Source organism: Nocardia sp. NPDC019323 (genome assembly GCF_044389845.1).
GTDB classification, from domain to species: domain Bacteria; phylum Actinomycetota; class Actinomycetes; order Mycobacteriales; family Mycobacteriaceae; genus Nocardia; species Nocardia implantans.
In genome coordinates this window covers 856,130-869,572 of record NZ_JBIRYN010000002.1, presented here as the reverse complement: position 1 = coordinate 869,572, position 13,443 = coordinate 856,130, and the positions used below count along the sequence as shown (strand labels likewise).

13 protein-coding genes and 1 riboswitch are annotated in these 13,443 nt (G+C 69.3%); of the genes, 6 read left to right on the top strand and 7 right to left on the bottom strand.

The window, feature by feature from the left end; all coding sequences use genetic code 11:
• Window positions 1-18 precede the first annotated feature (18 nt).
• Window positions 19-2,091 carry a phosphate acetyltransferase gene (pta, locus tag ACH49X_RS11380; protein WP_195080809.1) on the bottom strand — a complete coding sequence of 691 codons (2,073 nt, stop codon included), beginning with the start codon at window positions 2,089-2,091 and terminating at the stop codon, window positions 19-21.
• 123 nt (window positions 2,092-2,214) lie between these two features.
• Here pta and ACH49X_RS11375 point away from each other — a divergent pair, with 123 nt between their 5' ends.
• Window positions 2,215-2,721 carry a nitroreductase/quinone reductase family protein gene (locus tag ACH49X_RS11375; RefSeq protein WP_357109106.1) on the top strand — a complete coding sequence of 169 codons (507 nt, stop codon included), beginning with the start codon at window positions 2,215-2,217 and terminating at the stop codon, window positions 2,719-2,721.
• Between the two features lie 81 nt (window positions 2,722-2,802).
• On the opposite strand, the gene fgd is transcribed toward ACH49X_RS11375, so the two are convergent.
• Window positions 2,803-3,813, bottom strand: coding sequence for a glucose-6-phosphate dehydrogenase (coenzyme-F420) (fgd, locus tag ACH49X_RS11370; protein WP_067796748.1), 1,011 nt, complete (start codon window positions 3,811-3,813; stop codon window positions 2,803-2,805).
• Window positions 3,814-4,033: 220 nt separating this feature from the next.
• Between fgd and ACH49X_RS11365 the strand changes: the two genes are divergently transcribed.
• Window positions 4,034-4,792 carry an HAD-IIA family hydrolase gene (locus ACH49X_RS11365; protein ID WP_195081034.1) on the top strand — a complete coding sequence of 253 codons (759 nt, stop codon included), beginning with the start codon at window positions 4,034-4,036 and terminating at the stop codon, window positions 4,790-4,792.
• A 268-nt stretch (window positions 4,793-5,060) separates the two neighbouring features.
• Here ACH49X_RS11365 and ACH49X_RS11360 read toward each other — a convergent pair whose 3' ends face one another.
• Together ACH49X_RS11360 and ACH49X_RS11355 are read right to left on the bottom strand one after the other, a co-directional pair.
• Complete coding sequence (locus tag ACH49X_RS11360) at window positions 5,061-5,510, bottom strand: helix-turn-helix domain-containing protein (protein WP_357109103.1); 450 nt, start codon at window positions 5,508-5,510, stop codon at window positions 5,061-5,063.
• A gap of 51 nt (window positions 5,511-5,561) precedes the next feature.
• Window positions 5,562-6,188 (bottom strand): type 1 glutamine amidotransferase family protein, encoded by a 627-nt coding sequence (locus ACH49X_RS11355; RefSeq protein ID WP_357109099.1) that lies wholly within the window; start codon window positions 6,186-6,188, stop codon window positions 5,562-5,564.
• Between the two features lie 79 nt (window positions 6,189-6,267).
• Between ACH49X_RS11355 and ACH49X_RS11350 the strand changes: the two genes are divergently transcribed.
• Together ACH49X_RS11350 and ACH49X_RS11345 are read left to right on the top strand one after the other, a co-directional pair.
• The gene (locus ACH49X_RS11350; protein ID WP_195080813.1) at window positions 6,268-6,717 is read left to right on the top strand and encodes an RpiB/LacA/LacB family sugar-phosphate isomerase; all 450 of its coding nucleotides are present in this window, start codon (window positions 6,268-6,270) and stop codon (window positions 6,715-6,717) included.
• 127 nt (window positions 6,718-6,844) lie between these two features.
• Window positions 6,845-8,344: a serine/threonine-protein kinase gene (locus tag ACH49X_RS11345; protein WP_357207279.1), complete on the top strand. Its 1,500-nt coding sequence runs from the start codon at window positions 6,845-6,847 to the stop codon at window positions 8,342-8,344.
• A gap of 23 nt (window positions 8,345-8,367) precedes the next feature.
• Here the strand turns inward: ACH49X_RS11345 and ACH49X_RS11340 are convergent, their stop codons facing one another.
• The 3 genes from ACH49X_RS11340 to ACH49X_RS11330 all read right to left on the bottom strand — a co-directional run bounded on the left by ACH49X_RS11340 (window position 8,368) and on the right by ACH49X_RS11330 (window position 10,639).
• A complete protein-coding gene (locus ACH49X_RS11340; protein ID WP_195081035.1) occupies window positions 8,368-9,582 on the bottom strand; it encodes an O-succinylhomoserine sulfhydrylase in 1,215 nt (404 codons plus the stop codon).
• Window positions 9,579-9,995: a rhodanese-like domain-containing protein gene (locus ACH49X_RS11335; protein WP_195080815.1), complete on the bottom strand. Its 417-nt coding sequence runs from the start codon at window positions 9,993-9,995 to the stop codon at window positions 9,579-9,581. Before ACH49X_RS11335 ends, ACH49X_RS11340 begins: the two co-directional genes overlap by 4 nt.
• Window positions 9,996-10,009: 14 nt before the next feature.
• A riboswitch (SAM riboswitch) is annotated at window positions 10,010-10,126 on the bottom strand.
• 63 nt (window positions 10,127-10,189) lie between these two features.
• A complete protein-coding gene (locus ACH49X_RS11330; protein ID WP_195080816.1) occupies window positions 10,190-10,639 on the bottom strand; it encodes a hypothetical protein in 450 nt (149 codons plus the stop codon).
• 380 nt (window positions 10,640-11,019) lie between these two features.
• Between ACH49X_RS11330 and ACH49X_RS11325 the strand changes: the two genes are divergently transcribed.
• Together ACH49X_RS11325 and ACH49X_RS11320 are read left to right on the top strand one after the other, a co-directional pair.
• Complete coding sequence (locus ACH49X_RS11325; RefSeq protein ID WP_323124528.1) at window positions 11,020-12,483, top strand: FAD-dependent oxidoreductase; 1,464 nt, start codon at window positions 11,020-11,022, stop codon at window positions 12,481-12,483.
• An 84-nt stretch (window positions 12,484-12,567) separates the two neighbouring features.
• Window positions 12,568-13,443, top strand: a complete 876-nt coding sequence (locus tag ACH49X_RS11320) for an amidohydrolase family protein (RefSeq protein ID WP_357109088.1) — start codon at window positions 12,568-12,570, stop codon at window positions 13,441-13,443.

The following is a 13,443-nucleotide window of genomic DNA, read 5'->3' as shown; positions in this document are numbered from 1 at the left end:
CGGCGGCGCCGGCGCGCATCAGCTGTCCTGCGCCTGGATGGCGGTGATCGCCACGGTGTTGACGATGTCGGCCACCAGCGCGCCGCGGGACAGGTCGTTGACCGGCTTGCGCAGCCCTTGCAGCACCGGGCCGATCGCGATCGCGCCCGCGCTGCGCTGCACCGCCTTGTAGGTGTTGTTGCCGGTATTGAGGTCGGGAAACACGAATACCGTCGCGCGCCCGGCCACTTCGGAATCGGGCAGTTTGGCGTCGGCGACGGTCGGTTCGATGGCGGCGTCGTATTGGATCGGCCCCTCCACCGGCAACTGCGGTGCGCGTTCCCGCGTCAGCTTGGTCGCCACGCGCACCTTGTCCACGTCCGCGCCGCTGCCCGATTCGCCGGTGGAATACGACAGCATCGCGACCCTGGGCTCGATGCCGAAACGCTCGGCGGTCGCCGCGGACGAGATCGCGATATCGGCCAGCTGCTGCGCCGTCGGATCGGGCACGACCGCGCAGTCGCCGTACGCGAGCACCCGGTCGGCCAGGCACATCAGGAACACGCTGGAGACGGTGGCGACGCCGTCCACCGTTTTGATGATCTCCAGCGACGGGCGGATGGTGTGCGCGGTGGTGTGCGCCGCACCCGAGACCATGCCGTCGGCGATGCCCTTGTGCACCATCATGGTGCCGAAATAGGAGATGTCCGCGACGGTCTCGCGGGCCCGCTCCAGCGTCATGCCCTTGTGTTTGCGCAGCTCGGCGTATTCGGCGGCGAACTCGTCCAGGTAGCCGGAGGCGCGTGGGTCCAGCACCTGCGCGGCGGAGATGTCCACCCCGAGTTCGGCGGCTCGGGCGCGCACCGTCGTCTCGTCGCCGAGGATGATCAGATCGGCGATCTTGCGCTGCAGCACCCGTCCCGCCGCGCGCAGAATGCGGTCGTCGTCGCCTTCCGGCAGCACGATGCGCTTGCGATCCGCCCGCGCGCGCTCGATGAGCTGGTACTCGAACATCTGCGGCGTGACCACCGGACTGGGCGGAACGTCGATGCGCCGCAGCAACTCCGCGCCGTCGACGTGTTGCTCCATCAGGGCCAGGGCGGTGTCCACCTTGCGCGGATTGCCCGCGGACATGCGGCCGCGGGTGCGGTACGCGGCGCCCGCCGTGTCGTAGGTGCCGAGCTCGGTGGTGAGGATCGGCAGCTTGGGCTTCAGGCCGGTCATGAGCCGGGCGATCGCGGGATGCGGCAGCAGGCCGCCGTTCATGATGATGCCCGACAGCGACGGAAAGCCCTCCGCTTCGTGCGCGTTCACGACGCTGAGCAGCACGTCGGACCGATCGCCAGGCGCGATCACCACCACGCCCTCGGTCAGCCGTTCCAGGATGTGCTCGGCCGTCATGCCGCCGACCATGACCTTCAGCGCCTCGCGGTGCAGCAATTCCGGGTCGCCGCTGTACATCTCGCCGCCGATCGCGGCGCACAGCTCGGCCATGGTGGGAGCGATCAGCAAGGGGACCTCGGGCAACGTCCAAGACGGGACGTCGAAGCCGCCCAGCGCCGCGGCCACCTCGTCCAGCCGCTGCGGGTCGCAACGGTTGGCGATGACGGCGACCAGCTGCGCGTGCTCGTGCGCCAGCTCCGACGCGCACAGCTCGGCCAGCTGCTTCACCTCGTCCGGCGTGCGGCCCGCGCCGCGGAGCACGAGCAACACCGGCGCGCCGAGGTTGACCGCGATCCTGGCGTTGAAGCGCAGCTCGCTGGGGCTGGCCACGTCGGTGTAGTCGCTGCCGACCACGACCACCGCGTCACAGAGCTTGGCGACCTCGTGGAAGCGCAGGACGATCTCGCTGATCGCCGCGTCCGGGTCGGCGTGGACCTGCTCGTAGGTGGTGCCGACCGCCTGCGCGTAGTCGATGTCCGCGGTGCTGTGCTCGAGCAGCAGTTCCAGGATGTAGTCGGGCTCGGTGGTCGAGCGTGTGATCGGCCGGAACACCCCGACCCGCGCGGTCGTCGCGCACAGCGTCTGCAGTACCCCGAGTGCCACCGTCGACTTACCGGTGTCGCCCTCGGGAGAGGCGATGTACACGGCGGATGGAGCGTTGTCGGCCATGTCCGAGAGCTTAGTGAACCAGCGGCAACCGGACCCCGCCGCGCGACGATCGTCACCCGCGGGGGTGCTGCTGCGGGCGCGAAGCCGCCGGGGTCGGGGCTCCCCTGCCGCTATAGTCCGGGCATGGCTGAGCAATTTCCGGATCGGCAGTGGGGTTCGCGGACCAACCTATTCGCTCGCGCGGCAAGCAGATTCGCGGCGACGAAGGCCGGCTCCCGGCTCGTTCGGGCGCTCACCCCGTTGGACCGGGCGGTCTTGGAGCGTACCGGCGCGAAGTACACCGTGCTCGGCCCGATCGGCGCGCCGGTCATTCTGCTCACCACCATCGGACGCAAGTCCGGTCAGCCGCGCACCCAGCCGTTGCTGTACGTGCACGACGGCGACACCCTCTACGTGATCGGCAGCAACTTCGGCCAGGCGCACCACCCCGCCTGGACCGCCAACCTCCTGGCCAACCCCACCGCGACGGTGGCGATCGCGGGCGAGCGCATCCAGGTCACCGCGACTCCGGTCCCGGACCCCGACAAAGACGCCATCTTCCAACGCTTCGTCGACATCACCGGCGCCTACGCCGCCTACCGCACCCGCACCACCCGCGACCTGCGCATCTTCGCCCTCCGCCGGGCGTAACCCCGGGCGTAACCCCGCGAGTGGCACACCACCGTGGCATCGGCCGAGAAGACCTCTCCGTGGTGTGCCACTCGCGGACGTCTAGGCCAGCGCGCGGAGGCGGGGGGCCAGGTCGCGCTGGAAGAGGTCGAGGAAGCGGCGCTGGTCGTGGCCGGGGGCGTGGAAGACCAGGTGGTTGAGGCCCGCGTCGAGGTAGGGCTTGATCTGTTCCACCGCTTGGTCGGGGTCGCTGGCGACGATCCAGCGCTTGGCGATCTGCTCGATGGGCAGCGCGTCGGCGGCGGCCTCCATCTCGATCGGGTCGGTGATGCTGTGCTTCTGCTCGGCGGTGAGCGACAGCGGAGCCCAGAACCGGGTGTTCTCCCTGGCCAGCTCCGGATCGGTGTCGTAGGAGAGCTTGATCTCGATCATCCGGTCGATGTCGTCGGCGCTGCGCCCCGCCTTCGCCGCGCCCTCCGCGACGGCGGGCATCAACTTCTCGGTGTAGAGGTCCATGCCCTTGCCCGAGGTGCAGATGAATCCGTCGCCCGCGCGCCCGGCGTACCGCGCGACCAGCGGGCCGCCCGCGGCGACGTAGATCGGGATCCCGCCCTTGGGCACGTCGTAGATGGAGGCGCCGACGGTCTTGTAGTACTCGCCGTCGAAGTCGACGCGGTCGCCGGTCCACAGGGCGCGCATCAGGTCGACCGACTCGCGCAGGCGCGCGAAACGCTCCTTGAATTCCGGCCATTCGCCGGTGTACCCGGTGGCGATCTCGTTGAGCGCCTCACCGGTGCCGACGCCGAGCATGACGCGATCGGGGTACAGGCAGCCGAGGGTGGCGAACGCCTGCGCGATCACCGCGGGGTTGTAGCGGAACGTCGGGGTGAGCACCGACGTGCCGAGCTGAATGCGCTCGGTGCGCTCGCCGACCGCGGCCAGCCACGCCAGCGAGAACGGCGCGTGGCCGCCCTTGTGCCGCCAGGGCTGGAAATGGTCGCTCACGGTGGCGCTGTCCAAGCCGTGTTCCTCGGCCAGCACCGCGATCTCGACGAGTTCACGGGGACCGAACTGCTCCGCCGATGCTTTGTATCCGAGCTTGAGTCCGCTCATCTGCCACGCTCCTCGCGTTTCGTTTCGCCGCCATCGCGATCCGTCATCGACAGTAGTCAACGCTGCCGTCCTCCGCGCCGACGACCCGGCGCGGATGATCTTCACGGCGGAGAACGCCGCCGAGGGGGCGAAATGTTTCCGCCGTGGCGGATGCTGAGCGATAGCGGATAATGGCCGCGTGAACGCAGACGACGAGCCGATCCTGTCCTACTTGACCGATATGGACGGCGTGCTGGTGCACGAGGACCACCTCATCCCTGGCGCCGACAAGTTCCTCGCCGAACTGCGCGCCAACGACACGCCATTCCTGGTGCTGACCAACAATTCGATCCGCACGCCGCGCGATCTGCAGGCGCGGCTGCGGCACACCGGCCTCGACATCCCCGAAGAAGCGATCTGGACCTCCGCGCTGGCCACCGCCACATTCCTGAACGAACAGCGCCCCAACGGCACCGCGTACGTGGTGGGCGAATCCGGGCTCACCACCGCGTTGCACGAGATCGGCTACGTGCTGACCGACAGCGACCCGGACTACGTGGTCCTCGGCGAGACCAGGACGTACTCGTTCGAGGCGATCACCACCGCGATCCGGCTGGTCGAGCGCGGCGCGCGCTTCATCGCGACCAATCCGGACCCGACCGGCCCGTCCCGCGAGGGTTCGCTGCCCGCGACCGGCTCGGTGGCCGCGCTGATCACCCGCGCCACCGGCCGCGATCCCTACTACGTCGGCAAACCGAACCCGCTGATGATGCGCTCCGCGTTGCGCCGCATCGGCGCCCATTCCCAGTCCACGGTGATGATCGGCGACCGGATGGACACCGACGTCATCTCCGGCCTGGAAGCGGGCATGCGCACCATCCTGGTCACCTCGGGCATCTCCACCCGAGCGTCTTTCGAGGCCTACCCCTACCGTCCCACGATGGTCGTGGACTCGGTCGCCGATCTGATCGGCAAGACCAAAGCCCCGTTCACGGACTGATCGATATCCAGCCGCTCGCCACCGCGCGATGGGCACCGACCTGTCGGGCGATCGCACCTCGAAAGGCGCAGCGAGGCAGGGCGCCCGTCCAGCGACCTCCGCCGAGCGGACAGTGAGCCGGGGATCGACGCCCCTTCCGACCGGACCCGCGCGACGCGGAACGCCGGCGTCCGAAGGCTTCGGATCGTCGCAGGATCAGTCGTCCGCGGGTGAAATCCACCCGCACCCCCGGTGCCGCCGTTACCGGCGCCCCACTGCGCGCGCCGTACTACGCGCGGCCGACGGTGATCGCGTCCAGTGCGGCGGACAAACTGGTGAGCACCTCGACGGTCAGCGCCAGCTGCTCGCGGCCGAGTTCTTCGGCGAGCCGCTCCGCCATCACCGCGTGCTGCGGATTGATCCGGCCGACCGCGGCCAGGCCCGCGTCGGTGACCGCGACGAGTTTGGCGCGGCGGTGCGCGGGATTGGGACGGTATTCGGCAAGACCCTTGTCCACCAGCAGATCCGCGATGCGCTGGACGCTCTGCCGGGTGATGCCCATTGCGCGGGCGATCCCCGCGACGGGTAACGGCGCTCGCAATACCGCGCCGAGCACCTGCCACCACGCGGCGGTGAGACCAGCCGGTCGCGCCAAATCCTCGGCCACCGCGAGGAATTGACCGTTCAGGCGGAACGACGTGATCGCCGCCCCCGCGAACAGTTCCTGTTCAGGGGTCATGCTCACCTCCGGTACCCGCGGCCGGTTTCCCGGATCACCGACGATTCTCGCTCACGCATGCTGCGCGTCGTACTCCGCGAGCACCGCCCATCCGGCCGGATCGGAGTGCGCGTACAACGCGTACCAGCCGTCCAGCACATGCGGCTCGTACACGCCGAGCCTGCCGAGCACCTCGCGGGCGAATTCGAACGGCGCGCTCGCACCGGCGGTGATCACGTCACCGTCGGTGACGGCCGGTTCGTCGACGTAGTGATCCGCGCCCGAATACCCGCTGTAGCGAAGGTACTCGGCGACATTGCTGGTGTGCCTGCGGGTGTCGAGCAGTCCCGCCTTGGCCAAGCCGAACGTCGCGCCGCAGATCGCGGCGACCGGAACACCGGCGTCCACGAACTCGCGCGCCTTGTGCGCGAACGGATCGAGTTGCGGCCCCTCCCAGGTCTCCGCGCCCGGCAGGATCAGCATTGCGCTGTCCGCGGGGGTCAGGTCGGCGAGCGCGATGTCCGGCACGATGCGCATGCCACCCATCGTGGTGATCGGTTCCGTCGTCGGGCCGACCGTTTGCACCTGCCACGTTCCCGGCTCCCGATGCCAGTTCGGCTTGTTGATGTGCGCGGTGGCCGCGCCCACCTCCCAGTCGGCGAGCGTGTCGTAAACGGCCATGTGCACTGTCTGTATCATGACAGTATGCTGTCATATTTGACAGTATGCTGTCAATCGCGGATCGGCGGACCCGCGAACCGGCAACTACGCTGGACGCATGCGAATTTCGGTGGCGGCGGACGAGCGGGTGGGTGTGGCCGCGGAACTGGTCGACGAGCTGGGCAAGCGCGGCCACGAACTCCTGCTGCACGGCGCGCTGTCCGACGAGGAACGCGACGATTGGGCGTGGGCCAGCGAAGCGGCCGCCCGCGACGTCGCCTCCGGTCACGCCGAGCAGGCCGTCGTCTGCTGCTGGACCGGCACGGGCGCATCGATCGCCGCGAACAAGGTCGCCGGCGTCCGCGCCGCGCTCTGCGCCGACGCATCGACCGCGGCGGGCGCCCGCACCTGGAACGACGCGAATGTCCTTGCCCTGAGCCTGCGTTCGACCTCGAGCGCCGAACTCAGGGAAATCCTCGACGCCTGGTTCACCACCGAACCGAGCTCGGCCCCGGACGACCAGGCCAACATCGCCCATCTCACCGACATCGAACGCACCGACGGCTGACCAGCGGAACGCCCGGCGCCGGCAGGCCTGCGGGCCATCGCTCGGCCCTCGACAGCCGTCTCCGCATGACGCGCGGCATCGAAGCACCGACCGCGCCTGCGGCCGAACCCGGCGCTACCGTCGAGGCATGTCCATCCAGAGCGCCGGTGGCACGTTCGGGAACTACTTCCTCGAACGCTTGCTGGGTCGTGGCGGCATGGGCGAGGTGTGGCTGGCACACGACCGTGACGGCCGCGCCGTGGCGCTCAAGGTGCTGTCCTCGGCATATACCGCCGATCCGCTCTATCGGCAGCGCTTCGAGCGGGAGGCGCGGTTGGGGGCTCGGGCGCGCAATCCGCATATCGTGCCCATCCACGCGTTCGGCGAGGTCGACGGCCACCTGTTCTTGGAGATGGCCTACATCGATGGCATCGATCTCGGCACCCGGTTGAGATCGGGCCCGCTACCGCCGGACCGGGCCGTGGACGTCATCGCCCAGGCCGCCGAGGCGCTGGATGCCGCGCATGCGGCCGGACTCGTGCACCGGGATGTGAAGCCCGGCAACATCCTTCTGCACACCAGCGGTTTCGTGTATCTGATCGATTTCGGCATCGCCCGCGCCGCCGACGGCACGGCGCTCACCGCGACCGGGCTGGTGGTGGGCACGCTGGGGTACATGGCGCCGGAACGCTTCACGGGCACGGTCGACGCCAGGTCGGATGTCTATTCGCTGGCCTGCGTGCTCTACGAGGCTCTGACCGGACAACCGCCCTACGGCGCTGGCGATCCGGCCCAGCAGATGCGCGCGCATCTGATGACCGAGCCGCCGCGCGCGTCACGTGCGGCCGACGGCGTCCCGGCCGCACTCGATGACGTCATCGCCCGCGGAATGGCCAAGGAGCCGGACGCGCGCTACGGCAGCGCGGGACAGTTCGCCGCCGCGGCATCGGCAGCCCTGAACCCGTCCGCGCGACCGAACACGCCGGTACCGGGCTCCATGCCACCGTCCGGCCGTACGCCGACCAGGATCATGCCCGTCGTCACCTCCACGCAACCGCCACCCGAGGTCCGGCCCCCCGCCCCGACCGGGCAGCGCGGCCCTCGGCGGAAACTTCGCATCGCGACCGCGGCAGCGGCGGCGGCGCTGGCCGCCGCGGCGGCGGTGTGGCTGGTGGCAGGCGGCATCGACAACGGGTCCGCGCCCGTCGCGAGCACGACCGACCGCGAAGCGATGGCGACCAATTCCTCGACCGGTGCGCAGTCCGCGAATCCTGGTCCCGCCACGCGCGACGGAAACTTCGCCTTCACCGTCACCGACGCGGCCACCGGAAGCGGTTCGCGCACGATCGTGACGCTTACCGTCACCAATGTGTCCGACCACGAACAGACTTGGTCCATCCCGGAGCAACGACTGGTCACCACCGGCGGGCGTTCGCTCCCGCCGGACGCGGCGGGCACCGCCGAGCTGAATCCGCCCGGCGACTTCGCGCGCATCGCTCCCGGCCGCGCCGGTACTTTCCGCCTAGCCTTCGACCTGCCCGGCAAGAACAAGAACGGCAAGAAGAACGACAAGAAGGACGAGGCCCCGAGCCATCTGGTCCTGCACGGCGATCCGTCGTCACCCGGCGTAACCGTGCCGATCCGCTGACCGCTCGGGCCACGGCTTCCCGGTCAGGCCAATGCTTGGTCGAGATCTTGGAGCAGGTCCTCCACGTCTTCCAAGCCCACCGAGATGCGCACGACGCCGTCGGTCAGGCCGATGGTGGCCCTGCCTTCGGGGCCCATGGCGCGGTGTGTGGTGGTCGCCGGGTGGGTGATCAGCGACTTCGCGTCACCGAGGTTGTTGGAGATGTCGACGACGCGCAACCGGTTGAGGACTTCGAACGCGCGCTTCTTTGCCTCGTTCTCGGGAGCGTTCAACTCGAAGGTGACCACGGTGCCGCCCCCGCTCATCTGGCCGGCGGCCAGCGCGTACTGCGGATGCGATTCCAGGAACGGGTACCGCACCCAGCTGACGGCCGGGTTGCTCTCCAGGAAGCGGGCGATGCGCAGGGCGGACTCCGTCGAATGGCGCACCCGCAGCGGCATCGTCTCCAAGCCTTTGAGCAGCGTCCACGCGTTGAACGGGCTCAGCGCGGGACCGGTGTGGCGCATCAGCGTTTTCACCGGCCCGTCGATGTAGTCCCGAGCCCCGAGTATCGCGCCGCCGAGCACGCGGCCCTGGCCGTCGATGTGCTTGGTGCCCGAGTAGACCACCACGTCGGCGCCGAGCTCGAAGCCGCGTTGCAGCAGCGGGGTGGCGAACACGTTGTCCAGCACGACCTTCGCGCCCGCCGCATGCGCCAGCTCGGTCACCCGCCGCACGTCGACCAGCGTCTGCATCGGGTTGGCCGGCGTCTCGAAGAAGACCGCCTGCGTGGGCACCGACAGCGCCTGCTCCCACTGGTCGAGGTCCTCGCCGTCGACGAAGACGGTCTCAACGCCCCAGCGCGGCAGGATCTCGTTGCACACCACGAAGCACGAGCCGAACAGGCTGCGCGCGGCGACCAGCCGGTCACCGGCGCCCAGCAGCGCGCCGAGCGCGGTGAACACCGCGGACATGCCGCTCGCGGTCGCGAAGCACGCCTCGGCGCCGTCGAGCAGGCGCATCCGCTCCTCGAACATGGCCACCGTCGGGTTGCCGTAGCGGGAGTAGACGAAGTGCTCGACCTCGCCGGTGAACGCGGCCTCGGCCGCCTCGGCGCTCTCGTAGACGAAGCCGGAGGTCAGGTAGAGCGCCTCCGCGGTCTCCTCGAAACCGGAGCGCCGCAGGCCGCCGCGCACGCCGAGCGTCGCGGGGCCGACGCCGTCGGGCAGCGGCTTGTCGAACGCGCCGCCGGTGATCACGACTGCCGCCACGGCAGTCCGAGAGCACGCCAGCCGGAGCCGCCGCGATGCCCGAATTCGTCGAGCGGGCCCTCGAAGCCCTCGAGCACGTTGTAGGAGGTGCGGTAACCCGCGGAGGTGGCGGCGATCGCCGCGCCCACCGAACGCTGACCGGAGCGACAGAGGAAGACCACCGGAGCCTCCGGGTCATGGCCGTCGAGCGCCTGCTTCAACTGCTCGACGAACGCCTCGTTGCGCGCGCCCGTCGAGTCGACCCACTCGATCAGCACGGTCGGCCGCTCGATCGAACTCGTGTCGGGGACGCCCACGAACTTCCATTCCGCTTCCGTCCGCACGTCCACCAAGACGGCTTCCGGATTGTTCTGCAACAGCTCCCATGCCTGCTGCGGGGTGATGTCACCGGCATAACTCATGTGCACCTCCTGTGAATCCGCACTTGCCGCGCCCGGGACCGAGGCGCCGCCAGGTCGTCACCCGGAGCACCCCACCGCGGAGGAGGGTTGCCGACCAGCAATGCCGGGGCTTGACACTGGTTCTCATGACCTTCGACTGAGATTGCACCGACCCGGGTCACCGTGTCAAACGGTGGCGCACCCTGCGCGAACGCTCAGGTGCACACCAGCCACTTGTCACCGGATCTGGTGAGATTCCAGGTCGTCGTCTTCTCCTGCCCGTCCACCTTCGTGGTGACGGTCGCCTTGCCCCGGTCGCCGTCCACCATGGGCGAGTCGATTTTCGTGATCTCGACCGGCTTTCCGGCGCCGTCCTGGCCCGCCAGCGGTGAGTGGGTCGCGTCGAAGCCCTGGCACGCGGTGCCGGGCGGCGGCACGGCGTCGCTGCGGTTGGAGCCGTCGACGAAGTTGCGGACGGCCGCCGCGATGCGGTCGGCCTCTGTGACATTTTTCTCAGCGGGCGAGAGCACACCGCCGAGCACGATCGCGATCAGCACGATCGCCGCGACCACCGCTGCGGCGACGAACGGGACCACCGAGCGTTTGTCGGTCTGGTCGACGCGGATGATCTCGTCCTCGTCCGCGGCGGGATGCTGTTCGGTCATGAGTCGATGATCCCTGGTCGGCGGCGGTATCGAGCGCTCGCCCCCCGGCTGCGGACCAGGCGCGACGCCGATCCGAAGCGAGGGGCGGCGATAGACCGGGCGCGAGCGGGTAGACGACGATCATGACCGTGGATGGCATCCGCCGGGTTCACGCACCGACGCGGGGCGGCATCGGCCATCCCGATAGAATCGCGGGACGGCGGCCTGCTGTCATAGCGAATCGGCAGCTCCACGCCGCGGCGAACGGAGCACCGTGCAGCCACGAGCCGGCAACGCCGGCGTCCGCACCGGACGGGTGCGACCGAGCCGGTGCGTCAACTTAGCCTAAGCTAAGCCCAGACGTCATTAATTGTTTCGACCATAAAGGTGCGCGTAAAGAGATGACCGAACAGAGTGCAGTAGAGGATGGCGGTGTCCGCGAGCCCTCCGTGGTGACGCAGGCTTCCTCCTCCGGGCCTGACGCGCACACCGCGAGGACCCGCCCGCTCCGCATCGCGATCGTGGGCGCCGGACCGGCCGGGATCTACGCCGCCGACGCATTGATGAAGTCCGACGCCGAGGTGTCGATCGACCTCTACGAGCGCATGCCCGCGCCGTTCGGCCTGATCCGCTACGGCGTCGCGCCCGACCACCCCAGGATCAAGGGCATCATCACCGCCCTGCACAAGGTCCTCGACAAGCCGCAGGTGCGCCTGCTCGGCAACATCGACTACGGCACCGACATCACCCTCGACGACCTGCGCGCCTTCTACGACGCGGTGATCTTCTCCACCGGAGCCAACGCCGACCGTGCCCTGCCCATCCCCGGCATCGACCTCGACGGCTCCTACGGCGCCGCCGACTTCGTCTCCTGGTACGACGGCCACCCCGACGTGCCGCGCACCTGGCCGTTGGACGCGGAGAAGGTCGCCGTTCTCGGCGTCGGCAACGTCGCCCTCGACGTCGCCCGCGTGCTGGCCAAGACCGGCGACGAGCTGCTGCCGACGGAGATCCCGCCGAACGTCTACAAGGGCCTCAAGGCCAACAAGGCCGTCGAGGTGCACGTCTTCGGCCGCCGCGGCCCGGCGCAGGCCAAGTTCACCCCGCTGGAGCTGCGCGAACTCGACCACTCGCCCACCATCGAAGTCATCGTCGACCCCGAGGACATCGACTACGACGAGGGCTCCGAGGCCGCGCGGCGGCACTCCAAGCAGGTCGACATGGTGGCCAACACGCTCGAGCAGTGGGCCATCCGCGACGCGGGCGACCGGCCGCACAAGCTGTTCCTGCACTTCTTCGAGTCCCCCGCCGAAATCCTCGGTGAGAACGGCAAGGTCGTCGGCCTGCGCACCGAGCGCACCCAGCTCGACGGCACCGGCAACGTCAAGGGCACCGGCGTGTTCAAGGACTGGGACGTGCAGGCGGTCTATCGCGCCGTCGGCTACCTGTCGCAGAACCTGACCAACCTGCCGTTCGACGATCAGGCCGGCACCGTGCCGAACGAAGCCGGTCGCGTGCTCGTCGACGAGAACGCCGACGGCGCCGCGCGCTACATGCCCGCCACCTACGTCACCGGCTGGATCAAGCGCGGCCCGGTCGGCCTGATCGGCCACACCAAGGGCGACGCCAACGAGACTATCGCCTGCCTGCTGGACGACGCTCCCCGCTTCACCCCGGCCGAGCGGCCCGAGCCGGAGGCCGTCATCGAGTTCCTCGAGGGCAAGGGCATCCCGTTCACCACGTGGGCCGGTTGGTACCGCCTCGACGCGCACGAACGCTCCCTCGGCGAACCGGAGGGCCGCGAGCGCGTCAAGGTCGTCGAGCGCGAGGACATGCTGCGCGCCAGCGAACCGCACAAGGTCTGATCACCCACCGAGTGACCGCTCCGCCGCCGTCGCGACACCCCAGCTCTGGCAGCGGAAAATCCGACCCTGAGGCATTCTGTACAAGTGTTCGATGCCCACCTGCACATTTTCGACCCGCGGTTTCCGCTGGCCGAGAACGAGGGCTACCTGCCCGACCCGTTCACCATCGCCGATTACCGCAAGCGCATGGCGCGCTACGACATCAGCGGCGGCGCCGTGGTCAGCGGGTCGTTCCAGGGCACGGACCAGACCTACCTGAAGGCCGCCCTCGCCGAACTGGGCGAGGGCTGGGTCGGCGTCACCCGGCTCGATCTGGACGCCACCGACGAGGAGATCCTGGAACTGGACCGGATCGGGGTGCGCGCGCTGCGGTTCAACCTCAAGCGCGCGGCCACCGACATCACCGGCATGACGTTGCAGGCGCTGCGCGCCTACGACCTGGCCGGCTGGCATGTCGAGGTCTACATCGACGGCACGATGCTGGCCTCGCTGCAACCGGTCATCTCCAAGCTGCCCGCGCTGTCGGTCGACCATCTGGGCATGTCCGCCGAAGGGGTGCCCTTCCTGCTGGATCTGGTCGACCGCGGAGCCAAGGTGAAGGCGACCGGTTTCGGCCGGGTCGCGATGAATGTCGCCGACACGCTGCGCCGGGTGCACGCGGTGAATCCGGAAGCCCTCATGTTCGGCACCGATCTGCCCGGCACCAGAGCCGGGCGCCCGTTCCGGGACTCGGACGTGGACCTGCTCTGCGACGTGGTGGGCACCGACATGTACGCGGTGCTCGAGGACAACGCCCGCGCCTTCTACCGGCTCCCGGCCCGCGAGCGCGCTGTCAGCGACGACCCGCCTCCCACGCTGCCGTTGCACCGGCCGGAACCGCCGACCCTCCGGCTGCGCCGCGACGAACTCCCGGGAAGCCGCGCGGGCGACACTGTTCCGTTTCCCGCCATCGATCGGTAA

What these genes read in the sequence shown, in the direction of transcription:
- ACH49X_RS11360 (WP_357109103.1), bottom strand. Translation starts at nt 5,510, where the DNA reads ATGACCCCTGAACAGGAACTGTTCGCGGGGGCGGCGATCACGTCGTTC.
- ACH49X_RS11355 (WP_357109099.1), bottom strand. Translation starts at nt 6,188, where the DNA reads ATGATACAGACAGTGCACATGGCCGTTTACGACACGCTCGCCGACTGG.
- ACH49X_RS11325 (WP_323124528.1), top strand. Translation starts at nt 11,020, where the DNA reads ATGACCGAACAGAGTGCAGTAGAGGATGGCGGTGTCCGCGAGCCCTCC.
- ACH49X_RS11375 (WP_357109106.1), top strand. Translation starts at nt 2,215, where the DNA reads ATGGCTGAGCAATTTCCGGATCGGCAGTGGGGTTCGCGGACCAACCTA.
- fgd (WP_067796748.1), bottom strand. Translation starts at nt 3,813, where the DNA reads ATGAGCGGACTCAAGCTCGGATACAAAGCATCGGCGGAGCAGTTCGGT.
- ACH49X_RS11365 (WP_195081034.1), top strand. Translation starts at nt 4,034, where the DNA reads ATGGACGGCGTGCTGGTGCACGAGGACCACCTCATCCCTGGCGCCGAC.
- ACH49X_RS11335 (WP_195080815.1), bottom strand. Translation starts at nt 9,995, where the DNA reads ATGAGTTATGCCGGTGACATCACCCCGCAGCAGGCATGGGAGCTGTTG.
- pta (WP_195080809.1), bottom strand. Translation starts at nt 2,091, where the DNA reads ATGGCCGACAACGCTCCATCCGCCGTGTACATCGCCTCTCCCGAGGGC.
- ACH49X_RS11330 (WP_195080816.1), bottom strand. Translation starts at nt 10,639, where the DNA reads ATGACCGAACAGCATCCCGCCGCGGACGAGGACGAGATCATCCGCGTC.
- ACH49X_RS11350 (WP_195080813.1), top strand. Translation starts at nt 6,268, where the DNA reads ATGCGAATTTCGGTGGCGGCGGACGAGCGGGTGGGTGTGGCCGCGGAA.
- ACH49X_RS11345 (WP_357207279.1), top strand. Translation starts at nt 6,845, where the DNA reads ATGTCCATCCAGAGCGCCGGTGGCACGTTCGGGAACTACTTCCTCGAA.